23 protein-coding genes and 1 pseudogene are annotated in these 24,219 nt (G+C 64.3%); 15 read left to right on the top strand and 9 right to left on the bottom strand.

Annotated elements, in window-relative coordinates; genetic code table 11:
- Positions 1 to 167 precede the first annotated feature (167 nt).
- The 10 genes from DGA31_RS14955 (at position 168) to DGA31_RS14910 (ending at position 11,663) form a co-directional block, all read left to right on the top strand.
- Complete coding sequence (locus DGA31_RS14955) at positions 168 to 1,166, top strand: ABC transporter permease (RefSeq protein ID WP_109513064.1); 999 nt, start codon at positions 168 to 170, stop codon at positions 1,164 to 1,166.
- Positions 1,163 to 2,038 (top strand): ABC transporter permease, encoded by an 876-nt coding sequence (locus DGA31_RS14950; protein ID WP_206606843.1) that lies wholly within the window; start codon positions 1,163 to 1,165, stop codon positions 2,036 to 2,038. The genes DGA31_RS14955 and DGA31_RS14950 overlap by 4 nt, the downstream gene beginning before the upstream one ends.
- Positions 2,035 to 3,690, top strand: a complete 1,656-nt coding sequence (locus tag DGA31_RS14945) for a dipeptide ABC transporter ATP-binding protein (RefSeq protein ID WP_109513063.1) — start codon at positions 2,035 to 2,037, stop codon at positions 3,688 to 3,690. Before DGA31_RS14950 ends, DGA31_RS14945 begins: the two co-directional genes overlap by 4 nt.
- Positions 3,691 to 3,782: 92 nt before the next feature.
- Entirely contained in the window at positions 3,783 to 4,733 is a 951-nt protein-coding gene (locus tag DGA31_RS14940) for a D-isomer specific 2-hydroxyacid dehydrogenase family protein (RefSeq protein WP_109513062.1), read from the top strand.
- A gap of 630 nt (positions 4,734 to 5,363) precedes the next feature.
- A complete protein-coding gene (locus DGA31_RS14935) occupies positions 5,364 to 6,182 on the top strand; it encodes a class II aldolase/adducin family protein (RefSeq protein ID WP_109513061.1) in 819 nt (272 codons plus the stop codon).
- A gap of 61 nt (positions 6,183 to 6,243) precedes the next feature.
- On the top strand, positions 6,244 to 7,152 hold the full coding sequence (gene glsB, locus DGA31_RS14930) for a glutaminase B (RefSeq protein ID WP_056839888.1): 909 nt from the start codon (positions 6,244 to 6,246) through the stop codon (positions 7,150 to 7,152).
- Between the two features lie 66 nt (positions 7,153 to 7,218).
- Complete coding sequence (locus tag DGA31_RS14925; RefSeq protein WP_109513079.1) at positions 7,219 to 8,283, top strand: DUF1615 domain-containing protein; 1,065 nt, start codon at positions 7,219 to 7,221, stop codon at positions 8,281 to 8,283.
- A gap of 58 nt (positions 8,284 to 8,341) precedes the next feature.
- A complete protein-coding gene (locus DGA31_RS14920) occupies positions 8,342 to 9,379 on the top strand; it encodes an NADP(H)-dependent aldo-keto reductase (RefSeq protein WP_109513060.1) in 1,038 nt (345 codons plus the stop codon).
- A 255-nt stretch (positions 9,380 to 9,634) separates the two neighbouring features.
- Positions 9,635 to 11,191 carry a nitric oxide reductase transcriptional regulator NorR gene (gene norR / locus DGA31_RS14915; RefSeq protein ID WP_109513059.1) on the top strand — a complete coding sequence of 519 codons (1,557 nt, stop codon included), beginning with the start codon at positions 9,635 to 9,637 and terminating at the stop codon, positions 11,189 to 11,191.
- 247 nt (positions 11,192 to 11,438) lie between these two features.
- Complete coding sequence (locus DGA31_RS14910; RefSeq protein ID WP_056839885.1) at positions 11,439 to 11,663, top strand: DUF6555 family protein; 225 nt, start codon at positions 11,439 to 11,441, stop codon at positions 11,661 to 11,663.
- Between the two features lie 14 nt (positions 11,664 to 11,677).
- Here the strand turns inward: DGA31_RS14910 and DGA31_RS14905 are convergent, their stop codons facing one another.
- Entirely contained in the window at positions 11,678 to 12,172 is a 495-nt protein-coding gene (locus DGA31_RS14905; protein ID WP_056839884.1) for a hypothetical protein, read from the bottom strand.
- A gap of 211 nt (positions 12,173 to 12,383) precedes the next feature.
- Here DGA31_RS14905 and DGA31_RS14900 point away from each other — a divergent pair, with 211 nt between their 5' ends.
- Positions 12,384 to 12,971, top strand: a complete 588-nt coding sequence (locus DGA31_RS14900) for a LysE family translocator (protein ID WP_056839883.1) — start codon at positions 12,384 to 12,386, stop codon at positions 12,969 to 12,971.
- A gap of 95 nt (positions 12,972 to 13,066) precedes the next feature.
- On the opposite strand, the gene DGA31_RS14895 is transcribed toward DGA31_RS14900, so the two are convergent.
- The 7 genes from DGA31_RS14895 to DGA31_RS14865 all read right to left on the bottom strand — a co-directional run bounded on the left by DGA31_RS14895 (position 13,067) and on the right by DGA31_RS14865 (position 18,917).
- The gene (locus DGA31_RS14895) at positions 13,067 to 13,894 is read right to left on the bottom strand and encodes an AraC family transcriptional regulator (protein WP_109513058.1); all 828 of its coding nucleotides are present in this window, start codon (positions 13,892 to 13,894) and stop codon (positions 13,067 to 13,069) included.
- 41 nt (positions 13,895 to 13,935) lie between these two features.
- A complete protein-coding gene (locus DGA31_RS14890; protein WP_056839881.1) occupies positions 13,936 to 14,499 on the bottom strand; it encodes an NUDIX hydrolase in 564 nt (187 codons plus the stop codon).
- 1 nt (position 14,500) lies between these two features.
- Complete coding sequence (locus tag DGA31_RS14885; RefSeq protein WP_056839880.1) at positions 14,501 to 15,253, bottom strand: GntR family transcriptional regulator; 753 nt, start codon at positions 15,251 to 15,253, stop codon at positions 14,501 to 14,503.
- A gap of 203 nt (positions 15,254 to 15,456) precedes the next feature.
- Positions 15,457 to 15,942, bottom strand: coding sequence for a flavin reductase family protein (locus DGA31_RS14880; protein ID WP_056839879.1), 486 nt, complete (start codon positions 15,940 to 15,942; stop codon positions 15,457 to 15,459).
- Between the two features lie 14 nt (positions 15,943 to 15,956).
- On the bottom strand, positions 15,957 to 17,438 hold the full coding sequence (locus DGA31_RS14875; RefSeq protein ID WP_109513057.1) for an aldehyde dehydrogenase: 1,482 nt from the start codon (positions 17,436 to 17,438) through the stop codon (positions 15,957 to 15,959).
- A complete protein-coding gene (locus DGA31_RS14870) occupies positions 17,435 to 18,268 on the bottom strand; it encodes an alpha/beta fold hydrolase (RefSeq protein ID WP_056839877.1) in 834 nt (277 codons plus the stop codon). The genes DGA31_RS14875 and DGA31_RS14870 overlap by 4 nt, the downstream gene beginning before the upstream one ends.
- A gap of 55 nt (positions 18,269 to 18,323) precedes the next feature.
- The gene (locus DGA31_RS14865; RefSeq protein WP_056839876.1) at positions 18,324 to 18,917 is read right to left on the bottom strand and encodes an amino acid synthesis family protein; all 594 of its coding nucleotides are present in this window, start codon (positions 18,915 to 18,917) and stop codon (positions 18,324 to 18,326) included.
- Positions 18,918 to 19,149: 232 nt separating this feature from the next.
- Here DGA31_RS14865 and DGA31_RS14860 point away from each other — a divergent pair, with 232 nt between their 5' ends.
- From DGA31_RS14860 to DGA31_RS14845, 4 genes are read left to right on the top strand one after another with little or no spacing between them, the layout of a single operon-like run.
- Positions 19,150 to 20,136, top strand: coding sequence for a helix-turn-helix domain-containing protein (locus DGA31_RS14860; RefSeq protein ID WP_056839875.1), 987 nt, complete (start codon positions 19,150 to 19,152; stop codon positions 20,134 to 20,136).
- Positions 20,137 to 20,196: 60 nt separating this feature from the next.
- Entirely contained in the window at positions 20,197 to 21,129 is a 933-nt protein-coding gene (locus tag DGA31_RS14855; protein WP_109513056.1) for a SphA family protein, read from the top strand.
- A 10-nt stretch (positions 21,130 to 21,139) separates the two neighbouring features.
- Positions 21,140 to 22,369: an MFS transporter gene (locus DGA31_RS14850; protein ID WP_109513055.1), complete on the top strand. Its 1,230-nt coding sequence runs from the start codon at positions 21,140 to 21,142 to the stop codon at positions 22,367 to 22,369.
- Between the two features lie 5 nt (positions 22,370 to 22,374).
- A complete protein-coding gene (locus DGA31_RS14845; protein ID WP_109513077.1) occupies positions 22,375 to 23,826 on the top strand; it encodes an amidase in 1,452 nt (483 codons plus the stop codon).
- Positions 23,827 to 24,037: 211 nt separating this feature from the next.
- Here DGA31_RS14845 and DGA31_RS30770 read toward each other — a convergent pair.
- Positions 24,038 to 24,202, bottom strand: a pseudogene (locus DGA31_RS30770) (efflux RND transporter permease subunit); the annotation flags it as partial.
- Positions 24,203 to 24,219: the final 17 nt, after the last annotated feature.

The following is a 24,219-nucleotide window of genomic DNA, read 5'->3' as shown; positions in this document are numbered from 1 at the left end:
CGCGACCGGCTGCGCAGCAGTCGTAAATTTTCAGCGTTTCGCAGATTTTGGATGTGTTCACAGCCATAAATCTGTGGCGTTTCGCAGATTTTACGACTGCTGCGCAGCCGGTCGCGGGCAAGCGCGCTCCTACTGGCCGCTGTTGGCCAACCTGTGAGACTTTTCTGATGACAGACCTTTCTATCCCTCACCCAGGGCGGCGCTGGCGGCAGGCGACACTGGCCGCTGTGCACCGGCTCTGGCAAAGCGCCCTGGTGCTGTGGGCTGCCTTCAGCCTGTCGTTCGTGATCCTGTACGCGCTGCCCAGTGATCCGGTCAGCATCATGCTCAATCAGAACGGCGAACCCTCGGCGGCAGACCAGGCGCAGATCCAGGCCCTGCGCGCCGAATATCACCTGGATGAGCCGTTGGCCGTGCAGTACGGCATCGCCTTGTGGAAGGCGCTGCAGCTGGACCTGGGCCGCTCGATCCAGAGCGGCGAGTCGGTGGTGGCCGCCCTGGCGCAGGCCTTGCCGGCCACCGCGCAACTGACCTTCCTGGCCTTGGGCCTGGCCTTGCTCGGGGGTATCGGCCTGGCGCTGGCGGCCAACCTGACGCGCTGGCCCTGGCTGCGCGACGCCTTGCTGGGAGTGCCGGCCCTGTCGGTGTCGTTGCCGACGTTCTGGGTCGGTCTGCTGCTGTTGCAGGGCTTCTCGTTCAACTTGCACTGGTTCCCGGCCATGGGTAACCGGGGCTTTGCCTCATTGATACTGCCAGCGCTGACCCTGGCCATTCCTGCGGCTGCCGTAATCGCCCAGGTGCTGGTGCGTTCGCTGGCCGGCGTGCGCCAGCAACCGTTTGCCGAAGCCTTGCGCGCCAAGGGCGTCAGCGACCGGCGCCTGTTGTTCGTGCACCTGCTGCACAACGCCGCCGTGCCCGTCTTGAGCCTGGCTGGCGTGGTGGTCGGCAACCTGCTGGCCGGCGCGGTGGTCACCGAAACCGTATTTTCCCGCGAGGGCGTCGGGCGCCTGGCGCAAGCGGCGGTCGGCAGCCAGGACATTCCGATGGTCCAGGGCGTGGTGCTGCTGGCTGCGTTTATCTTCATTGCGGTCAACCTGCTGGTGGACCTCTTGTACCCCTTACTCGATCCGCGCCTGCGTCAATCCGTCCGTGGAGGTCAGCGATGAGCCTGTCTGTAGCCATGCCTTACCCGCGTTCACCCGGTGCCGTGCGGTGGCACACCGCCTGGTGCCTGCTGCGCAAGCGTCCGCTGCTGCCGCTGGGGCTTGCCGTGCTGCTCCTGGCCCTGGCCTGGGCGTTGTGGCCCGGGCTGTTCAGCCATTACGACCCCTTGCTCGGCCAGCCGGCCCAGGCGTTGCAGCCACCTGGCGCCGGGCACTGGTTCGGCACCGACCACCTGGGGCGCGATCTGTACAGCCGGGCCGTGCATGGCGCGGCGTTGTCGTTGCAGGCCACGGCGCTGGCGGTGCTGATTGCCTTGTTGCTCGGCATTGTCCTGGGGGTGGTCGCCGGGTATTTCGGTGGCTGGCTGGACGCGGTGCTGATGCGTGTGGTGGAAGTGCTGATGGCGATTCCTTCGCTGCTGCTGGCCATGGCAATCATTACGGTGCTCGGTTTTGGCACCTTGAACATCGCCCTGGCGGTGGGGCTGTCATCGGTGGCGACCTTTGCCCGTCTGGTGCGCGGCGAGGTGCTGCGTTGGCGCACCTGCCTGTTTGTCGAAGCCGCACGCGTCTCCGGAGTCGGGCCGTGGCGCATCATCTACGGACATATCCTGGCCCACGCCGCCGGCCCGGTGCTGGCCCTGGCGGCACTTGAGTTCGGCGCGGCGGTGCTGTCGGTGTCGGCGCTGAGCTTTCTCGGTTTTGGCGCACCACCGCCGCAGCCGGAATGGGGGCTGCTGATTTCCGAAGGCCGCAACTACATGGTCGCCGCCTGGTGGTACACCAGCTTGCCGGGCCTGGTACTGGCCGCCGTGGTGCTGGCGGCCAACCAGCTCGCCCGTGCCCTTCAGGACCTGCAAGGAGTACGGCGATGAGTGCATCAATGCCTGTCTTGCAGGTGCAGGACCTGCGCATCGGTTATCAGACCGAGCGCGGTCGGGTCGAGGGCGTCGATCAGGTCAGCTTTGCGGTGTACCCCGGCGAGATCGTGGCCGTGGTCGGCGAGTCCGGCTCGGGCAAGTCCACCACCGCCGCCGCGCTGGTCGGGCTGTTAGCCGGCAATGCCGTGATCGAGGCCGGCAGCCTGCACCTGGCCGGTCTTGAGCGGGTCGGACTGAATGAGCGGGACTGGCGCGCTGTGCGCGGCCGGCAGGTGGGCTTTGTGCCCCAGGACCCGGGCCTGTCGCTGGACCCGGTCAAGCGCATCGACCGCCAGGTGGAAGAGGCCATGACCGTGCACGGTGTGGCGCGCCGTGAAGCCCGCGAGCGTGCGCGGACCTTGTTGCAGCAAGTGGGCCTGCGTGACATCGAGCGGGTGGCACGCAGCTATCCGCATCAGTTGTCCGGTGGCATGCGCCAGCGCATTTTGATCGCCATCGCCCTGGCCAACGACCCGCCGCTGATCATCGCCGACGAGCCCACCAGCGCGCTGGACGTCGGCGTGCAGCGCCAGGTGCTTGATCGGTTGCAGCAACTGGCCCGCGAGCGCGGCACGGCGGTGCTGTTGATCACCCATGACCTGGGCGTGGCGCTGGACCGGGCCGACCGCCTGATCGTCATGCAGCACGGGCGGATTGTCGAAGCCGGCCCGGCGCGGGCGATTTTCGAACAGCCGGCGCATGCCTATACCCGGCAGTTGCTCAGCGCCGCGCCCAGCCTGGCGGCGGCCCGACAGCGTGTGCGCCCGCCACTGCAGGCGCGTGCAGCCAGTGCAGTGCCGCTGTTGCAGGTCAAGCACTTGCACAAGGACTTCTCCAGTTGGCGCAACCCTGGCCATCCGGCGGTGCAGGCGGTGTCGTTCGACGTGGTGCGGCACGGCACCACCAGCCTGGTGGGCGAGTCCGGTTCGGGCAAGTCGACCACCGCCCGGTTGATCCTGGGGCTTGAGCAGGCCGATCGTGGCCAGGTGCTGTTTGACGGTCAGGACCTTGTGGGCCTGTCGGCGCGCCAGTGGCAGCCGCTGCGCCGGCGCATCCAGATCGTCTACCAGAACCCCTATGCCTCGCTGGACCCGCGCTGGACCCTGGCGCAGATCATCAGTGAGCCCTTGCATGCCTTTGCCGTGGGCGACCGCGCCTGGCGGGCCGAACGCGCCGCGCAGTTGCTGGCGCAGGTGGAGCTGCCGGCGCACTTGCTGCAACGCCGGCCCACTGAGTTGTCCGGTGGCCAGCGCCAGCGCGTGGCGATTGCCCGGGCACTGGCCCTGGAACCGGAACTGCTGGTGCTGGACGAAGCGTTGTCGGCGCTGGACGCCTCGGTGCAGGCGCAGATCCTGGAACTGCTCAGCCAGTTGCAGCAGCGCCTGGGCCTGACGTACCTGTTTATCTCCCATGACCTGGCGGTGGTGCGGCAGATCTCCGACCGGGTGGTGGTCATGCGCGAAGGCCGGGTGGTGGAGCAGGGTGCCTGTGCCCAAGTGTTTGAAGCACCGTCATCGCCTTACACGGCGCAATTGCTGGCTGATGTGCCGGGACGCCTTTATCTGCAGGCGCAGGCAGTTATGAATGAGCCTGCTTTTAATTATTAAAATGCATATTAGCTTATATTTTTAATTCATTTTCGGCATTTAATGCGGGTTGCTAGGATGCCGACATGACTTGACTGAACAGGACGTGATGCATGCCCCTTACCGTGATTGCCAGCCAGCACGATGAAGAAATCAACGCCTTGCTGCGCCAGCGCCTGCCTGAATACACCATCGTTCCGATTGGCCAGGGCGCGCCCGAGGTGCCGCCTGAAGCGAGCATCCTGCTGACCCGGCCATTCTTCGGCAACTTCCGTACCCAGGAGCTGCCCGAGCAGCCGGCCGGCTGGCCGTTCAACCTCAAGTGGGTGCAACTGACCTCGTCGGGCATCGACGGTTACCCGGCCTGGCTGTTCGACAGCCTGCCGGTGTCGTCGGCACGCGGTACTGCTTCGGTGGCAGTGGCCGAATTTGCCCTGGCGGCGATCCTGGCACAGGTCAAGCAGTTCCCCGAGGTGTGGATCGACAGCGTCGAGCAATGGCAGCGCTTCCCGTTGCAGCAATTGAGCGGCAGTACGCTGGGCATCGTCGGCTTTGGCGCCATCGGCCGCGACCTGGCCATTCGCGCCCAGGCGCTGGGGGTCAAGGTGATCGCCGTCAACCACTCCGGCAAGCCCTTTGGTGTGCCCGGTGTGACACGCGCCGACAGCGTGCAACACCTGTTTGCCGAGTCCGACCATGTGGTACTGGCCGCGCCGGCCACCGCATCGACCCGTCACCTGGTCGACAAGGCCTTGCTCGACCACGCCAAACCTGGCCTGCACCTGGTCAACATTGCGCGCGGCAGCCTGATCGACGAAGCCGCCCTGGTCCAGGCCCTGGACGAAGGCCGCCTGAGCTGCGCCACCCTGGACGTCACCGCCATCGAGCCGACCCCGGCGGACCACCCGTTCTACACCCACCCCAAGGTACGCCTGTCACCCCATGTGTCCCCGGCCAGCGGCGTGATCTGGCACAACATCGTCGAACACTTCGTGGCCAATCTGCTGCGTTATCACAAAAACGAACCGTTGGGCGATGTGGTGGATTTCGCCAGAGGGTATTGAAACACCGCCGGTAGGCGCGCGCTCTGCCGGAATGCCGGACCACCGCGACCGGCTGCGCAGCAGTCGTAAAATTTGCGAAACGCCACAGATTTACAGCCGTGAACACGTTAAAAATCTGCGAAACGCCACAGATTTACAGCCGTGAATACGTTAAAAATCTGCGAAACGCCACAATTTTACGACTGCTAACGCAGCCGGTCGCGGGCAAGCGCGCTCCTACACCGGTCCAGTGTTGCTGCGCGACAGTGCTCCGCCTTGGCGCGGTGCAGCAGCGCAATACGCGTGCATCTTCGGTTCGTTGCGACCGCCGTGGGTTGCCCGTGCCAGGGCGAAAATGGCGTCCATGCGCCAGTGCTGGTTGGCGTGTCGTGTGTCCGTTTGACGTGCAACGCAAGGGTCAGTGGGCGACTTGATGGCACGGTCATGTTCAGGCTCCAGGCAGGTCAAAAGAACAAGACCTCCGCCTGGCAAAGGGGTCGGTAATGGGGGCAAGCGCGAATAAGAGCATAAAGCGTTTTTTTAATATTCTATTTTTTAATAATTAGCTTAGATGAAAATGTGCTTTTTAAATATCCGCTTCTGCGCATAGTCTGGCGCCACATGCTTTACATGCCCTTCAGGAGCCACCCCATGAGCAACGTCAGTGCCTTGCCCATCCAGCAGGATGCCCCCCAACCCTCAGCCTCGGCCTCGGTGCGTGACCGCGTCTCGGCTGCCGAATGGGAGGTGCGGGTGCAACTGGCCGCCGCTTACCGCCTGGCGGCCCACAAGCGCTGGACCGACCATATCTACACGCACTTTTCGGCGCGGGTGCCAGGCCCCGAAGAGCACTTTCTGATCAACGCCTTCGGCCTGTTGTTCGACGAAATCACCGCCTCGAACCTGGTCAAGGTCGACCTGGACGGCACGATCGTCGACGACCCGACCGGCCTTGGCATCAACTACGCAGGCTACGTGATCCACAGCGCCATCCACGGTGCGCGTCCGGACCTGGTGGCGGTCCTGCACACTCATACCCGTGACGGCATTGCCGTGTCGGCGCAAAAGCGCGGCCTGTTGCCGATATCACAGCACGCGCTGGGTTTCTCCGGGCGCATCGCCTATCACGACTACGAGGGCGTGGCGCTGGAGCTGGACGAGCGCGAGCGCCTGGTGGCCGACCTGGGCAGTAAAAGCGTGATGATCCTGCGCAATCATGGCCTGCTGACCGGCGGGGTGAGCGTGGCCCATGCCTTCCAGCAACTGCATGGCCTGGAATACGCCTGCAATATCCAGATTGCCGCGCAATCGGCCGGCAACGATGAGTTGATCCTGCCGCCCCCTGACGTGGTCGCCAAGGTCGAGGAGCAGGCCCGGGTCTTCAAGGATGGCAACGGCCCCGGTGTGGCCCGCCACTGGAACGCGCTGATTCGCGAGCTGGATCGCCTGGGCACCGGTTACAAGGATTAATCGTCAGGTAATTTCCCGGCGCTTGGTGTAGTGTGCGCACCCAAAAACACGGGGCGCCCACATGCAAGACTTGCTGAACGAAATCCTCGATGAAGTCAGGCCGTTGCTCGGCCAGGGCAAAGTCGCCAATTACATCCCGGCGCTGGGCGAGGTGCGTCCCGATCAACTGGGCATCGCGGTGTACAGCAACAGTGGCGAGGTCTTCCAGGCCGGGGACGCGCAAACGCCGTTTTCGATCCAGAGCATTTCCAAGGTCTTCAGCCTGGTCCAGGCCATCCAGCATTCCGGCGAAGAAATCTGGGAACGCGTCGGCCACGAGCCGTCCGGCCAGCCGTTCAATTCGCTGGTGCAGCTGGAGTTCGAGCGTGGCAAGCCGCGCAACCCGTTCATCAATGCCGGCGCCCTGATCATCTGCGACATCAACCAGTCGCGCTTTGCCGCGCCATCCTTGTCGATGCGCGATTTCGTGCGGCGTCTGTGCGGCAACCCCAAGGTGATTTCCGATGCCAAAGTGGCCGAATCCGAGTACCAGCATCGCTCACGCAATGCGGCGGCGGCCTGGCTGATGAAGTCGTTCGGCAATTTTCACGGTGAAGTCGAGAACGTGCTGCGCAGTTATTTTCACCATTGCGCACTGAGCATGAACTGCATCGACCTGGCGCGGGCCTTCGGCTTTCTGGCCAACGAAGGCTTCTGCACCCACAGCGGCGAGCAAATCCTCACGGCGCGCCAGACCACGCAATTGAACTCGATCATGGCCACCAGCGGGCTGTACGATGAGGCCGGCAACTTTGCCTACCGCGTCGGCCTGCCGGGCAAGAGCGGGGTAGGGGGCGGTATCGTCGCGGTGGTGCCGGGGCGTTTCTCGGTGTGTGTATGGTCGCCGGAGTTGAACGCGGCCGGGAACTCACTGGTCGGAATGGCAGCGCTGGAACGTTTGAGCGCGCGAATCGAGTGGTCGGTGTTCTGACGACCAGCCCCTCGATCCGTTTCATGTTTTCGGGAGATCGAGGTGAGTCCTAACCTGCTTGTGAGTCTGTTGACCGCAACGGCGCTATTGCTGAGCGGCTGTGTCACGGCGCCCTCGGGGCCACCGCCGCTCAGCCCTGAGCAGGCGCGGGCGCGCATTCTTGAGCGGCTGCCGGCCAACGTGAGCGACCGCCAGGGCTGGGCGGCGGATTTCCAGACCGCGTTCACCACCCAGGACATTGCCCTGAACGACTCGAACCTCTGCGCCGCCCTGGCGGTGACCGAGCAGGAGTCGACCTACCAGGCCGACCCGCCGGTGCCGGGGCTGGCGCGTATCGCCCGGCAGGAAATCGACCGTCGTGCCGCCCGCCTGCACATCCCGGCGGCGCTGATCGACGCCGCCCTGGGCCTGCGCTCGCCGGACGGCAAGACCTATGCGGCGCGGCTGGCGGCGGCGCGTACCGAAAAGCAACTGAGCGCCATCTTCGACGATTTCACCAGCATGGTGCCGCTCGGCCAGACCCTGTTCGGGCGCTTTAACCCGGTGCACACCGGCGGGCCGATGCAGGTCAGCATCGCCTTTGCCGAAGAGCACGCGAACAATTACCCCTATGCGGTGGACGGCTCGATTCGCCGCGAAGTGTTCAGCCGCCGTGGCGGCCTGTATTTCGGTATCGCCCACTTGCTCGGTTACCCGGTCGATTACCCCGAGCCGCTGTACCGCTTTGCCGATTTCAACGCTGGCTGGTACGCCAGTCGCAACGCGGCGTTCCAGAGCGCGGTGAGTCGCCTGACCGGCATCGAGCTGGCACTGGACGGCGACCTGATCCTGCGTGACTCGCTGGACCCTGGCGCGACCGAGCGGGCCGTGCGCAGCCTGGCGCCGCGCCTGGGGCTCAGCAATGCGGCCCTCTACAACCAGCTCAAGAAGGGCGACGGCCCCGAGTTTGCAGAGACCCGGGTGTATGCGCGGGTGTTCGAACTGGCCGAGCAGACAGCCGGCAAACAGCTGCCGCGCGCGATACTGCCGGGCATCACCCTGCAAAGCCCGAAGATCACCCGTAAACTGACCACCGCCTGGTTCGCCCAGCGGGTCAATGAGCGTTACCTGCGCTGTATGCGGCGCACCTGAAGGGCCTGAACAGCGGCGGCACTGGCCGTCGCATTTCTTCGATAAAAGGGAGTCATCGATGCAATTTCGTTCACTCGGCAAGACGGACATTTCTGTCAGCGCCATCTGCCTGGGCACCATGACCTGGGGCGAGCAGAACACTCAGGAACAGGCTTTCGAGCAGATTCGCCTGGCCAAGCAGGCCGGCATCAATTTTATCGACACCGCCGAGATGTACCCGGTGCCGCCACGTGGCGAAACCTACACCCGTACCGAAAGCATCATCGGTGAGTACTTCAAGGCCCACGGCGACCGCAATGACTGGGTACTGGCCAGCAAGGTCGCAGGTCCCGGCCGCATGGAACACATCCGTGACGGCAACCCGCGCCTGGACCGGCGCAATATCACTGCCGCCCTCGAAGGCAGTCTCAAGCGCCTGAACACCGATTACCTCGACCTGTACCAGTTGCACTGGCCGGACCGCAAGACCAACTTCTTCGGTGTGCTGGGTTACCAGCATGATGCCAATGACGACGCGGTGGCCATTGAGGAAACCCTGTCGGTACTGGGCGACCTGGTCAAGGAAGGCAAGGTGCGCCAGATCGGCCTGTCCAACGAAACCCCGTGGGGCACCCAGCGCTTTTTGCACCTGGCCGAGACCCTGGACCTGCCGCGCGCCGTGTCGATCCAGAACCCCTACAGCCTGCTCAACCGCACCTTTGAAGTGGGCCTGGCGGAAATCGCCATTCGCGAGCAGATCGGCCTGCTGGCCTATTCGCCCTTGGCGTTCGGCGTGCTGACCGGCAAATACCTCGACGGCGCTCGTCCGGCCGATGGCCGCCTGACGCTCTATGAGCGCTTCCAGCGCTACAACAACCCCGAGGCCCAGAGCGCCACCGCCCGCTACGTGGCTTTGGCCCGTGAGCATGGCCTGGACCCTGGTCAGATGGCCCTGGCCTACGTCACCAGCCGTCCGTTCGTGACCAGCAACATCATCGGCGCGACCAACCTGCAACAACTGGCCAGCAACCTGGCGAGCATTGACCTTACGTTGTCCGATGAAGTGATTGCCGGCATCGAGGCCATCCACACCGCCCAACCCAACCCGGCCCCGTAGCCACTCACGGCCTGGTCCCCGTAGGAGCGCGCTCTGCCCGCGACCGAGTGCGCAGCGCTCGTAAAATTGTGGCGTTTCCGAAATATTGAATGTGTTTGCAATCAAAAAATTGCAGCGTTTGACACATTTTGCGAGCGCTACGCACTCGGTCGCGGGCAAGCGCGCTCCTACGGTCCTCCCACCAGGCCTGGGCGTGTCAGGACAGGCAGGTTGAGGTCATAATGACTTCATGTTTCCTGCCTGCCCGGTGCCCTGATGCCTCACCCTCTGCTGCGTTCGTTGTTACCGCTGGTGGCCGACCTGTCGCGCGAATTGCCTGACGAAGAGCGCTATCGGCGGCTGCTGCATTCCCTGCGCCAATTGCTGCCGTGCGATGCGGTGGCGTTGCTCAGGCTCGAAGAGGATGTGCTGGTGCCGCTGGCGGTCGATGGCCTGAGCGCCGACACCCTCGGGCGGCGTTTTCGGGTCAGCGAGCACCCGCGCCTGAAGATTCTGCTGTACAGCCACAAGCCGGTGCGGTTCGCCGCCGATTGCGAGCTGCCCGATCCCTATGACGGTCTGCTCGACGGCCACGGTCCCCTTGAAGTCCATGATTGCCTGGGCTGCCCGTTGATCATTCAGGGCCAGCCCTGGGGCCTGATCACCCTCGACGCGCTGGATGCCGCCACCTTTGGCAGCGTCGACCTGGACACCCTGCAAGCGTTCGCCAGCCTGGCCGCCGCCACGGTCATGGCCAGTGAGCGCATCCAGCAATTGCTGCGCGGGTTCGAGGAGCAGCGTCAATTGGTCGAAGTCTACAAACGCGTCGCCGGCGGCCATGCACCGCGCGAACTGATCGGCCAGAGCCCGACGCACAAGCGTTTGCAGCAGGAAATCGCCCTGGTGGGCAACAGCCCGCTGACCGTGCTGATCACCGGCGAGACCGGGGTGGGCAAGGAGCTGGTCGCCGAGTCGATCCACCTGCATTCGCCGCGTGCAAACAAGGCCTTGATCAGCATCAACTGTGCAGCCTTGCCCGAGACACTGGTCGAGAGCGAGCTGTTCGGTCATGTGCGCGGTGCCTTTTCCGGTGCCGTGGCCGGGCGCAGCGGCAAGTTCGAACTGGCCGACGGCGGCACGCTGTTTCTCGATGAGGTCGGGGAGCTGCCGCTGCCGGTGCAGTCCAAGCTGTTGCGCGTGTTGCAAAGCGGCCAGTTGCAGCGCGTGGGCTCGGATCAGGAGCATCACGTCGATGTGCGCATCATCGCCGCCACCAACCGCGACCTGGCCGAGGAAGTGCGACAGGGCCGCTTTCGCGCGGACCTGTATCACCGCCTGAGTGTCTACCCGCTTCAGGTGCCGCCGCTGCGCGAGCGCGGTCGTGATGTGCTGTTGCTGGCCGGCTTTTTCCTGGAAGAGAACCGCGTGCGCATGGGGCTGCGCAGTGTGCGCCTGACCGGCGAGGCGCAGCAGCGGCTGGTGGCCTACCGTTGGCCGGGCAATGTGCGCGAACTGGAGCATCTGATCAGCCGGGCGGTGCTCAAGGCATTGGTGACGCCGGCCGAGCGGCCCAGGATGGTGACGGTCGAAGCCGCCATGCTGGGCCTGGACAGCGAGCCTGTCATCGTGCCCGAGGCACAGGCACCTGACGTCGAGCACGACCCTTTGCCGACCGCAGGCGAGGGGCTCAAGGCCTCGGTGGACGCGTTCCAGCGACGCCTGATCGAGCAGGCGCTGGAACGTCACCAGGGCAAGTGGGCCGAGGTGGCACGCGAGCTGGGCGTCGACCGCGCGAACCTCAGTCGCCTGGCCAAAAGGCTGGCCATTCGCTAGCAGACTGCCGGGCCAGACATGCCGCCGGGCGTCTGTCCGGAAAAAATAAGGAATTTTTCACATCTGCCATATGTCCGTTATTGCTCAGTGTCCTTTCAATATCAAGGCGTTGCCGAGCGAGTGAAAGATTGACCGTTGCCTGGGTCCTGAGTGGATCAACGGCAGCCGCCAATGACTTTTTCGTTCACCCGGCAGGTTGTTTTGCAGAAAGGGCACCGGATCATCAATAAGGGAGGCAATGCTGTAAATGGCTCAGGAAAAACACTATCGAATCGATTACCTGTTGAACGGTGCTTTCAAGAGTTTCTACATCCGTGCCACCAACATGGACAATGCCGAGGCCTGGCACTATGCAAGTGTGGATGCAGGCCTGGCACGCATTCCCAAGTACCGTCTGGAGCGCGTGCCACGGGTGTCAAAGCCCTACGCCGAGCACTTCGGCATTACCAATGTGGAATGGAGCCAGGCATAAAGCGCCAGCCTGGGTCAGTCGCCGTCGTACGGGAACTCCTGCAGGATCTCGAGCAACGGGCGGTCACCCGGGCCCTGCACGTTGTCCAGCATCCAGCACTGGGTGGTCGGGCTTTTGGCCAGTAACAACCGGGTGGTCTGCTCTACGCCCGGTTGGGAGGGCGCGTTCGGGTAGCCGAGCACGTAATTCATTTCGACCACCACCTGCTGGTCGGGGGTGGAGACCGTCTTCCAGGTGATGGGCTCCAGCACACTGCCGTCCTGCGCATCTGTCCAGGGGTTGGCGCTAATCGCGCATTGATCGCCCGAGGCCTGGCAGGCCCAATCCTTTTTCAGCCATTCCAGCAGCGTTGCCGACAGGTACTGCGGGCCACCCTTGCCCTTGACGTAGAAATCGGCGTGCTGGGTGAAGATCCAGCGGGCCGTGTCGACCGGGGTCGTGGCCGGGCAAGCGGCCAGTGCCGCTCCGGACAGGCTGCAGGCGACGGCAAAAACAATGGCTTTGTACATGCAATGAACTCGATAAGTGACAACGATGGCGATGGTCTGCCTCACAGCTCGCATTTGTAGAGTGAAACAGTAAAAAAGCAAGAGCCCGGCGTTTTTTCTGCATCGGCCCACGACCTGTCAAGGCACCGATCAGGGTAATTTCCTTCAATACAGCCGTGGAGCGCGAGCACTACCTTGGCGCTGTCATTTCGATAGCCAAGAGGGTAGGAACATGAGCGTTTTGATTTCCATGGCGACGTTTGCACTGGCGTCGTCAATCACGCCGGGGCCGGTGAATATCGTGGCGCTGAGCGCCGGGGTGCGCTTTGGCCTGCGCGCCAGCCTGCGCCACGTGCTGGGCGCCACCCTGGGTTTCACCCTGTTACTGGTGCTGATCGGCTTCGGTCTGAACGAGACCCTGCAGCAATGGCCGTTCCTGACCCGCCTGATTCAATGGGCCGGGGTCGTGTTCCTGTTGTACATGGCGTTCAGGCTGGCCGGCGATGAGGGTCGCCTGAGCATCGAACAGGCCCAGGCCCGCCCGACCTTCATGCAGGGCGCGCTGATGCAGTGGCTCAACCCCAAGGCCTGGCTGGCGTCGATTGCCGGCATGGGGGTGTTCGTCGCCGACGGTCAGCCGCGGCTGATCTGGCAATTCGCGGCCATCTACCTGGTGGTCTGCTACCTGTCACTGGCCTGCTGGGCCGTGGCCGGCGCCCGCCTGAGCCAGTACCTGCAAAGCGCCACCCGGGTGCGGCTGTTCAACCGGGTCATGGCGTTGCTGCTGGTGGCGTGTGCGTTGTACTTGCTGGTGGGGTAGAGGCGGTACACCCGGGCAAGGTCAAAGTGCTCTTGGGGGAGGAGCCTCCCACAATCTGGTGCCAGGCCCGAGCTCGCGTTGTACTTGCTGGTGGCTCAGAGGCGGTACTGACCCGGGGTAGCGGCCAGGTGCTTCTTGAACTCGCGCTGCAGATGCGCCTGGTCGGCAAACCCGGTGTCGCAGGCAACGTCGGCGATCAGCCGGCCTTCCCTGAGCTGCCGATGCGCCTGCTGGATCCGCCGGTTGAGCAGGTAGGCATGCGGCGTCATGTGGTAGCGCTGTTCGAAGGCCCGGATCAGGTACGACGGCGACAGGTGCACCGCCTGGCAGATGTCGTCCAGGCGAATCGCCTGGCTGAAGTGGGTATCGATGTAGTCGGCTGCCTGCTCGATGCGCGGTGCAGGCTTGTCGTCCAGCGCTGTCGCGCTGCCAAGCAAACGCTGCATCAGGGCAAAGAACGCCACCGCCGTACAGTGCTTGTGCAACACACTGGCGTCGGCGTCGATCAAGATGGCATAGAGTTCGAGCAGGCCATCGAACAGGGCCCGGTCATGGCTGTGCGAGGGTGCCAGCGGCTGGAAAGACGCTGATCCTTCGTGCTCGTGCTGCAGGGTGGCCAGCCACGTGGGGTCGACGTACAGCATGATGTACGACCAGGGCTGGTCGTCGATGGGGTTGCAGGCATGCACCTGGCCGGGGTTCATCAGCACCACGGTGCCTTCGCCAATGCGCAGCGTGGACTTTTCCAGCAGGTAGGTGCTGCAGCCGGAGGTGATCGCGCCAATCGAAAACACCGTGTGCGAGTGGCGGGAATAGCACACCTGCCGGCCATCCTCGACCGAACGGGCCTCGATGAATGGCAGCTCGGCATCGCGCCAGAAGAACGGCCGGGTGGCGGGGCGAGGGGCGGTGGCGTTGCTCATGTCCGGGTCCTTGGTCGATGCCGCGTGTTGTCTTGCACCGGTCAGCGAATGAAATGCACCTTGCCGCTGTCGTCGTTGCCGATGTAGATACCGTACACCCCGGCCTGGCGTTCGCAGATGTAGCGTTCCAGAATCTGCCGGATGGCAGGGTAGTAGATGCTGTCCCACGGAATGTCTTCAGGGGCGAAGAAGCGGTAATCCATCGTTTCGGGACCATATTGCCCGGTGATCTCCAGGGCCTGGGCGCGAAAGATGATGTACACCTCGCTGATTTTAGGCACGCTGAAGATCGAATAGGGCGAGACGATCTCGGCGCGCACGCCGGTTTCTTCCCAGACCTCACGCAGGGCCGCCTGTTCGGTGGTCTCGCCGCCTTCCATGAAGCCGGCCGGCAAGGTCCAGGTGCCGGGGCGCGGCGGGATGGCGCGCTGGCACAGCAGGTACTTGCCGTCCTGCTCGATGATGCAGCCGGCAATGATCTTCGGGTTGATGTAGTGGATGTACGCGCAGGCGCCGCACATCAGGCGTTCATGGGTGTCGCCGTCCGGGGTGCGGTGGGCGAGATCCTGGCTGCCGCATTGCGGGCAGTAACACGGCAGCGGCATGTCAGTGACCTATGCGTGGGTCTTTGAGTGCGACGGGGGCCACGATGTCGCGCGGCTGGGTGCCGTCATCCTGTTTTGATCGCAGGTATTCCAGCGCCACGCGTGCAGCGTTGCGCACGTGATCGACCGAGGCCTGGTGCGCGGCCTGCGGGTCGCCGCTCTTGATCGCCTCGACCATGCGTTCCATTTCCTGGTTGCTGGCGCCGCGGCGGTTTTCCTGGGACACCGAGGTGGCGCGCAGGTAGCTGATGCGGGCCTGCAACTGGCGCAACTGGGTGGCCGCCACATGGTTGCCCGAACCTTCGAGCAATACGTCGTAGAAGCCCTGTACCGAGTCGATCACCTGTTGCAGTTCGCCTTCCTTGAGCGCCTGGCGGTTTTCTTCAAGGGCATTTTCCAGTGCCTTGATGTCCTTGGGCTTGGCGCGCAGGGTAAACAACTGCACGATCATGCCCTCGAGCACACAGCGCAACTCGTAGATATCACAGGCATCGGCCAGGGTGATGATCGCCACGCGCGGGCCCTTGGCATCGGCAAATTCCACCAGACCTTCCGATTCCAGATGGCGCAAGGCTTCGCGTACCGAGGTACGGCTGACCCCGAGGCGGTCGCACAGGTCGCGCTCGACCAGGCGGTCGCCCGGCAACAGCTGGAAATTCATGATCGCGCTGCGCAGTTTGTCCAACACGATTTCCCGCAGGGTAACGGGGTTGCGGTTGACCTTGAAGGTGTCGTCGAGGGGCAGGCGTTTCATCGGTTCGGCTCGGAGTGGGGTTGACTGCAGGCCAGGGGTCGGTTCGTGGCACGAACACTCATATCCGCAGGCAGCCAGGGGTGGACTGGGCTTATGCAAAGGCCCGGGCACCCTCGGGGCGCCCGGGCCTTTGCCGAGTTTATCACGCACTTGCCCCGAACCAACAAGCGCCCTCATGTCGGGGCGCCTGTCCCGGCCGGTCCTTACACCATCGCCGGCAGGGCGCCCAGCTTGCCGCGATGATAGATCATCGGGGTGGCGGGTGTTTCCGGCAGGATCAGGTTCTTCACGGCGCCGACGATGATGGCATGGTCGCCGCCGTCGTATTCGCGCCACAACTCGCACTCGATGATCGCTGTGGCCTTGGCCAGCAGCGGGTTGCCCAGCTCGCTCAGGGTGAACTCGATACCCTTGGCCTTATCCTTGCCCTTGCCGGCAAAGGCGTAGGCTTCGGCGGTCTGCTCGGCCGACAGCAGGTGAATGGCAAAGCGCTTGCTGTCGCGCAGGATCGGGTAGGTGTCCGATGCGTAGTTGGGGCAGAACAGCACCAACGCCGGATCAATGGACAGGGCACTGAAGGCGCTGGCGGTAATACCGACCAGGTTGCCTTCCGGGTCCAGGGTCGTGACGATGGTCACGCCCGAGGGAAAGGAGCCCATGACTTCTTTGTAGATACCGGGTTCGATCATTGCTGCAATCTCGGTTAACGCATCACGAAAGGGTCGGGCATCGGGGCTTGCGAGAGGTTGATCCACACCGTTTTCAGCTCGGTATAGGCCAGCACCGAATCGATGCCGCTCTCGCGGCCGTAGCCACTGTTCTTGAAGCCACCGATCGGTGCCATGGCTGACACCGCGCGGTAGGTGTTGACCCAGATGATACCGGAACGCACGTCGCGAGCGAGCCGGTGTGCACGGCCAAGGTCACGGGTCCAGATTCCGGCTGCCAGGCCGAACTGTGAGTCGTTGGCGATCGCCAGCGCCTCGGCCTCGTCCTTGAAGCGGATGACCGACGCCACCGGGCCGAAGACTTCTTCCTGCATGATCTTCATCGAGTTGCTGTCGCACTCGAACAGGGTCGGCTCGTAGAACCAGCCGGCTTCGGCGGTTTGCGGGCGCTTGCCACCCAGGCGCAGGCGCGCGCCTTCGGCCAGGGCGTCAGCCACCAGGCCTTCGACCACCGCCAGTTGCTGGGCAGTGGCCATCGGGCCCATCTCGGTGTCTTCGGCCTGCGGGCTGCCGATGCGGATGCGTTTGGCCCGCTCGACCAGGCGCTCGACAAACTCATCGAAGATCTCGTCCTGCACCAGCAGGCGGGAACCGGCCACGCAGCTCTGGCCGGACGCGGCATAGATGCCGGCGACCACGCCATTGACGGCGCTGTCCAGGTCGGCGTCGGCAAAAATGATGTTCGGCGACTTGCCGCCCAGCTCCAGCGACAGCTTGGCGAAGTTCTCGGCACTGCTGCGCACCACGTGGCGGGCCGTGGCCGCGCCGCCGGTAAAGGCAATCTTGCGGATCAGCGGGTGGCGGGTCAGTGCGGCGCCGGTGGTCGGGCCGTAGCCGGTGACCACGTTGACCACGCCGGCCGGAAAGCCCGCTTCCAGGGCCAGGCGCGCCAGCTCCAGAATGGTCGCCGAGGCGTGTTCGGACGGCTTGAGCACGATGGTGTTGCCGGCCGCCAGGGCCGGGGCCAACTTGATCGCGGTCAGGTACAGCGGGCTGTTCCAGGGAATGATCCCGGCCACCACGCCCATCGGTTCGTGCACGGTATAGGCAAACAGGTCGGGCTTGTCCAGCGGCAGGGTGCCGCCTTCGATCTTGTCGGCCAGGCCTGCGGTGTAGTGAAAAAATTCCGGGAGGTAGCCGACCTGGCCGCGGGTCTCGCGGATCAGCTTGCCGTTGTCACGGCTTTCGAGCTGGGCCAAGTGTTCCTTGTTTTCAGCAATCAGGTCGCCCAGGCGACGCAGCAGCTTGCCTCGCGCCGTGGCGGTCAGGCCGCGCCAGGCCGGGCTTTCGAAGGCTTTCTGGGCGGACTGCACAGCGCGCTCGACATCGGCTTCATCGGCATCGGGCAGTTGTGCCCAAGGCTCGGCCAGTGCCGGGTTGAGGCTGTCGAAAGTCTTGCCGGAAAGGGCATCGACCCATTGGCCGTCGATGCACATCTGGAAACGGGTGAGGCTCATGCAACGTCCCCTTTGATCGGATTGTGTAAGACGGCGGACTTGTCGAGGAAATCCAGCAGTACCTGATTGACCAGGCGCGGCGACTCGACCGGCATCATATGCCGTTGCTCGGGCAGGATCGCCACTTCCGCGCCCTTGATGCGCATGGCCAGTTGACGGGCCATGTCAGGCGTCGAGCCGGGGTCCAGTTCGCCGGTGGCGATCAGGGTCGGGGCATCGATGCTGCCCAGGTCCTCGGCACGGTACATGTCTTGTGTGGCAAACAGTTTATAGGTGGTCAGGTAACCCTGCGGATCGTTGCTGGCCAGGTGTTGGCGCAGCGCTTCGATCTGCGCCGGGTTGGCCGCCTGGTATTCGCGGCTGAACCAGCGCGACAGCGCGGCACCGGCGTTGGCATCCGGGCCGTGTTCGGCGGCCTGGCTGGTGCGTGCGACCACTCCGGCGCGCTGTTCGGCGGTGCGGTTGAACACGCTGTTGAGAATCACCAGCCCCGCCAGGCGCTGCGGATAGTGCAGCGCAAAGGCGCGCGCCACCAGGCCGCCCATGGAAAAGCCGATCACCGTGGCGTGGGGCACGCCCAGGTGGTCGAGCAGTTCCAGCAACTGAGCCGCGTAGCCTGGCAGGCCGGCGTCCGGGTCCGGACGCGGGCTGGCGCCATGGCCGAGCATGTCATAGGCAATGACCCGGTAGTGCGGTGCCAGACCGACGATCTGGCCGCCCCACATCTCTTTGTTCAGTCCCACCCCGTGAATCAACACCACAGGATGGCCATGGCCGGTTTCCAGGTAACTGGTGCCGGCCGGGGTGCGTTCAGCGGTGAGCTGAATCATGGATTGCTCCTGCACAGTCTTTTTATGGGCGTTCTTGTATGGGCGCGGGCGTGGATCACTGACCGGCTTTTTCAGCGGCCAGTTCTTCCAGGTCGATGTAACGGTTGCCGATGCGCGGGTGCAGGCGACCCCCGTTGGCAGCCCCCAGGACCACGACGATTTCGTCGGCACGAGGCGCGTCTTCGATCTGCATTTCCAGGGTGATGTAGTGCGAACGCAGGCCTTCGTCGTCCTTGTTCATCATCGGGATCTGGATCGAGGTGCCCGGGCCGCCGCGTTTGTTGGTGAAGCTCAGGTAGCTCTTGGCCTTGACCGCTTCACGGTAATGGTTGCCAAAGCGCAGGGTGTGGATCACCGCCGAGGCGTGCTCGATCTCGCCGTCGGCGCCGACCACAGCGGCCTTGCCATAGGCTTCGATCTTGTCGGCGCCACCGATGGCGGCGGTCAGGCGCTCGACCATCAAGGCACCGAGGTCGGAACACCAGGCACGGATTTCCGGCTTGAGGTCTTCAACAAAACCACGGCCGGCCCATGGGTTCTTGATCACGGCTGCCAGGCCAACCATGGTCACCGGCTTGTCGGTGGCCTTGCCGCCTTCGATCAGGGTTTCTTCGGTGTAGGTGACGATCTTGCGAATTTCAAAGCTCATGGGGACTCCCGGAAGGTGGTCTGTTGTATTTCGTATGATGGTATACCATAAGATCGGGCGTGCAAGTGCTTTCTCTCGTGATCCCTGAAAAATCCCTGTGCACTTACCCTCATACGCCTGGCGTGAATCTGGATCGGGCCCACTATCCGTTTTCGGCACAAATCTCCTGTTGACTTGCTGCAGGGAACGAAACTTGCCTTGAGCCTTTCGATTACGTCGGGAGTGACAGGCGATGAACACCCTCAGCAGCACAGGCCTTGAACCTGTTTCCACCTCCAGTGACATTCTTCACCGGCGGGCATCCGACATCGATGAGCATGCCCATAACCTGTCCAACTGGCAGTTGCGCTACGACCAGCTCACCCCCGGACGCTTCGATGGCGAACTGACCGAATTGCGTTGCGGCTGGATGCAACTGGTCCGCGACCGCTCCAATCAGGCCATGATCAAGAGTGGCCAGGCCTGGAAAGGGGCGGTGGCCTTCAGCCTGCCACTGGCATCGCACGACGAGGTGTACTGCGCCGGGCACATCATTCGCACGCCCAGCCTGCTGGTCGCCCATGCCGAGGACTTGCCACAGATCCGCACGCCGGGGCCCATCGACCTGCTGTGCATGGCCGTTGATCGCCAGGCGCTTGAGAGCATGTTGCAGCGCCAGCACAGTGAATTCCGGATTACTGCGCTTCCCACCTGTTACCGCCTGGAGGAGGGCGGGTTACACATTGAGCTGCGCCAGTTGCTCGATGACCTGATGGCTTTCGACGCGGCGCACTCACCGCTCAAGCACGAATCCATTCGTCATGCCCTGCGCGATGCGATCATGCTGCAGCTGCTCGAGCAGGTCGCCCACGACCCCGAAACCCTCAATGCCACCGCCCGCAAGCGCATGGTCGACCGTGCCCAGGCGTACGCGCTCAGCCATCTTGACCAGCCCTTCTCGATGCTCGACCTGTGCAACAGCATCGGCGCCAGCCGGCGCAAGTTGCAGTATTGCTTCCAGGAAGCGTTGGGCATCAATCCGGTGGCCTATCTGCGTGCGGTGCGCCTCAATGCGGTGCGCCGCGAACTGCTGGCCGACCGGGCCGGTGCTTCGGTGCAGGCGGTGGCGGCGCGCTGGGGCTTCTGGCACCTGAGCCGCTTTTCCGGCGAATACCGGCAGCTGTTCGGCGAGTTGCCCTCGCAAACCCTGCGCCGCATCAACTGTGCTGAAAACGGATAACGGCACCCCGCCCACAGGTTTCAGGATGACCCCACCAACACGATGCAAAGGGGGCATCCGATGAAGCACGACAACAACTATAAGCTGGCGCTCTGTTCCACCTTGTTGCTGAGCCTGGGCGGCCTGGCCACCAGCACCCAGGCCACTGAAAACGGCGCACCGACCACCGCCGTGGGGGTCTACGATTTCAGCGCCGGCATGATGCCGCCGGTCACGCCCAATGGCACGCTGGGCCTGCGCACGGCCTGGTATTCGGCCAAGGTGCAAAAGGACCGTCACGGCCAGGACACCGGCAACGACTTCTCGCTCAGCGTGCTGTCACTGGGCCTGGCCTACATCCGCATGACCGACTACACGCTGTTCGGCGCCAACTACGGGTTTGGCGGGGTCGCACCGTTTTTCAAGATGGATGCCAGTTTGGGCGTCGATACGCCAGTGGGCCGACTGGACTTCGAGGCTGATCCGTTTCGGATGGGCGACCTGCAGGTCCTCCCGCTGATCCTGCAATGGAACCTGTCGCCGAACCTGTTCATCAACACCCAGCTCCAGATCCAGGCGCCCACCGGCGACTATGACCGCAACCGCCTGGTGTCGCCGGGCCTGAACCACTGGACCTTTTCGCCGATCGTCAATGCCACCTGGATCAGCGACACCGGATTCGAGGTGTCGTCGAGCGTCGAGGTCGACATCAATACCCGCAACAAGGCCACCGACTATAAAAGCGGCGTCGAGTACCGCCACGAGTTTGCCGTGGGCCAGCACTTCGGGCCGTGGACGGCCGGCATCGGTGGCTATTACTACCGCCAGCTCAGCGACGACGACGCACCGAACCTGACCACCGGCAACCGCGCCCGGGTCATGGCCGTGGGTCCTGCGCTGAGCTATTTCAAGCCGGGCCTGCCACCGATCTGGCTGCACGCCTACAAGGAATTCGATGCCCGCAACCGTGCCGAGGGCTACACGGTCGGGCTGCGCATCTCCCACAGTTTCTGAGGACTAATCGATGACCACCTTGAACGAGGGCGGCCCACGGCTGGCCCGTGGGCGCCGCGAAGGCGTAGTGCTGATGCTCGGCAGCAGCCTGACCATCATGGGCGCGGTGATGATTGCACCCGTGTTGCCGCAGATCGGCGCCGAATTCGGCCCCACCACCGCGCATGCCGATGTACTGGTGCCGCTGGCGGTGACCGGACCGGCACTGGCGATTGCGCTGTTCGCACCCTTTGCCGGCTGGCTGGCCGACCGTGTCGGGCGCAAGAACCTGTTGATCATCGGCACACTGCTGTATGCGCTGCTGGGGTTTCTGCCGCTGCTGCTGGACGACTTGCGCCTCATTGTCGGCGTGCGGCTGTTGTTCGGCTGTGCCGAGGCGGCGGTGATGACCTGTTGTGCGGTGCTGATTGCCGACTATTGGCAGGGCGAGCAGCGCTTGCGCTACGTCAATCGCCAGGTGGTGACCATCAGCGTGGTGGGTGCGCTGTTTTTCGTCGCCGGCGGAGCCTTGGGCGAACATTCCTGGCGCCTGCCGTTTGCGCTTTACCTGCTGCCGCTGTTGCTGGTGCCGTTGATGATGCGCTGGCTCTGGGAGCCGGATCGCCAGGCACCACCGCCGGGCGCTGAAGCCGAAGGCCAGATGGCACTCGGGCGGGTGCTGCTGGGCTATGCGCTGGTGTTCAGCGGCATGCTGCTGGCCTTCGTGGTACCGATCCAGACCCCGGGCCTGCTGGTGGCCCAGGGCGTGACGTCCAGTACCCTGATCGGTTTGTCGGCCGGGCTGGGGCTGCTGTCGACCCTGGTCGGCGCGCTGCTCTGGCCCCTGTTGCGCCGGCACCTTGGGGTTGCCGGTTGCAATGCGGCGCTGCTGGTGCTGATGAGTCTCGGCCTGGCCTTGCTGATGCAGGCGCACAGCTACAACGCGGTGCTGCTGGCGGTGTTCATCCATGGTGTGGGCGCCGGTCTGCTGGTGCCCAATGTCATGGCGTCGGTGATGAATGCCCTGACCACCCGCACCCGGGGTCGTGGGCTGGGCGGCTTTACCGCCTGCCTGTACCTGGGCCAGTTCATCAGCCCGGTGGTGGTGCTCGCCGTGGCCGCCCAGGCCGGCGGTGTGCTACAGGCGATCCTTTACCTGGCCATGGCCGGTTTCGCCCTGGCGCTGCTGTGCGCCGTAGTGGCGGTGCAACGTCGGCAGGCCGTGCCTGTCGCGGTTTCTCCCTTGAATAATCAGGAATGACGATCATGCAAGACATCCAGGCCCTGTTCGACCAGGAAGATGCCACTGCGCTGGCGGCCCGTGTGCGCAATGGCGAAGTACACCCCGCTGAACTGCTGGAGGCGGCCATCGTGCGCCTTGAGCGGGTCGAGCCGCAGCTCAATGCCGTGGTCGAGCGCCTCTACGACCAGGCCCGCGAGGCGGCCGGGCAACCGCAGGCCCTGAACGGTGCGTTTGCCGGGGTGCCGACGCTGATCAAGGATCTGTTCTCGCCGCTGTCTGGCGCCTTGATGAGCAACGGCTCGCACGCCCTGGGCCTGGCGCGCCCGGACTTCGACAGCGAACTGGTCGCCCGGTTGCGGCGCAGCGGCTGCCTGCTGATGGGCACCAGCGCCTCGCCGGAATTCGGCACCTCGTATACCACCGAATCAGACCGTTTCGGGGCCACGCGCAACCCCTGGAACCTTGGTCATAGCAGCGGCGGCTCCAGCGGTGGCGCAGCGGCCCTGGTGGCGGCACGGGTGGTGCCATTTGCCCACGGCAACGACGGCGGCGGTTCGTTACGCGTACCGGCCTCGTGTTGTGGCGTGTTCGGCTTCAAGCCCAGCCGTGGCTTGCTGCCGTCCGGGCCGATGGTCGGTGAGGGCTGGGCCGGCATGGGCACCGGTCACGCCATCACCTTGAGCGTGCGCGACAGTGCGGCCTTGCTCGACGCCACTGCCGGCATCGACCTGGGCGCACCCTATGCCGCACCCCTGGCTGCCCAGCCTTACCGGCTGGCAACACGGGACGACCCGGCGCCGCTGCGCATCGCGCTGGTCGAGCAGGTCGGCCCCTGGCCGGTGTCGGCACAAAGCCGTGCGGCCCTGCATGACGCCGCGCAATTGTGCGAAGCACTGGGACATCGGGTGATGCCTGAGCGCTTGCCGGTGGTGTTGCCGGAGTTTTTCGATCAGGTGTTCACTATCATCGGCGCCAGCACGCGCAATTACCTCGATGTGCTGGGGCAGATGCGCGGCGCCCCGGTCAGCGAGTCCGAAGTCGAAGCCCGCACAAGGATCATCCTGCGCGACAAAGGCCAGGTCAGCGGCGCGCAGTACGCGGCGGCGGTGGAGTGGATGCATGCCTTTGGCCGGCGCATGGCCGTGTTCATGCAGGACTACGACATCATCCTCACCCCGACCCTGGCGCACCTGCCGCCAGCCATCGGCGAGCTGGGTGTGAAGGACGACAGTTGGTCGCTGGGGCAATTGATCGAGCACTTCCATAGCTATTCGCCGTACACCGCGCTGTGCAACGCCAGCGGCCAGCCGGCGATGTCCGTGCCGCTGCACTGGAGCCCCGAGGGGCTGCCACTGGGCGCGCACTTCATCGGCCGCTTCGGCGAGGACGCCTTGTTGATGGCCCTGGCCGCCCAACTGGAACGTGCCCGGCCCTGGCAGGGCAGGGTGCCGCCGGTGAGTGCGCAGGGCCTGTAAAACCCCTGACACCCCACCATCGCCACGACTCCCTGGTAGGAGCGCGCTTGCCCGCGACCGAGTGCGTCAGCAGTCGTAAAATTGCGGCGTTTCGCAGATTTTGAGTGTGTTCACAGCTGTAAATCTGTGGCGTTGCATCAATTTTGCGAGCGCTGCGCACTCGGTCGCGGGCAAGCGCGCTCCTACTGCCGGTCACGCGCGCAACCGGTGGTTACTTCGGCTTGCGCCGCAATACCGTCAGCACCCAGACAAAGAAGATCGGCACCAGCACCACCCCCAGCAGGGTGGCGCTGAGCATGCCGCCGATCACCCCGGTGCCCAGCGCGCGCTGGCTGGCAGCACCGGCGCCGGTGGCCAGGGTCAGGGTCAGGGCACCACGCCGAGAGGAACGTG

Source organism: Pseudomonas ovata (genome assembly GCF_003131185.1).
In the GTDB taxonomy this organism is placed as follows: domain Bacteria; phylum Pseudomonadota; class Gammaproteobacteria; order Pseudomonadales; family Pseudomonadaceae; genus Aquipseudomonas; species Aquipseudomonas ovata.
This window is presented reverse-complemented; position numbering and strand designations above follow the sequence as displayed.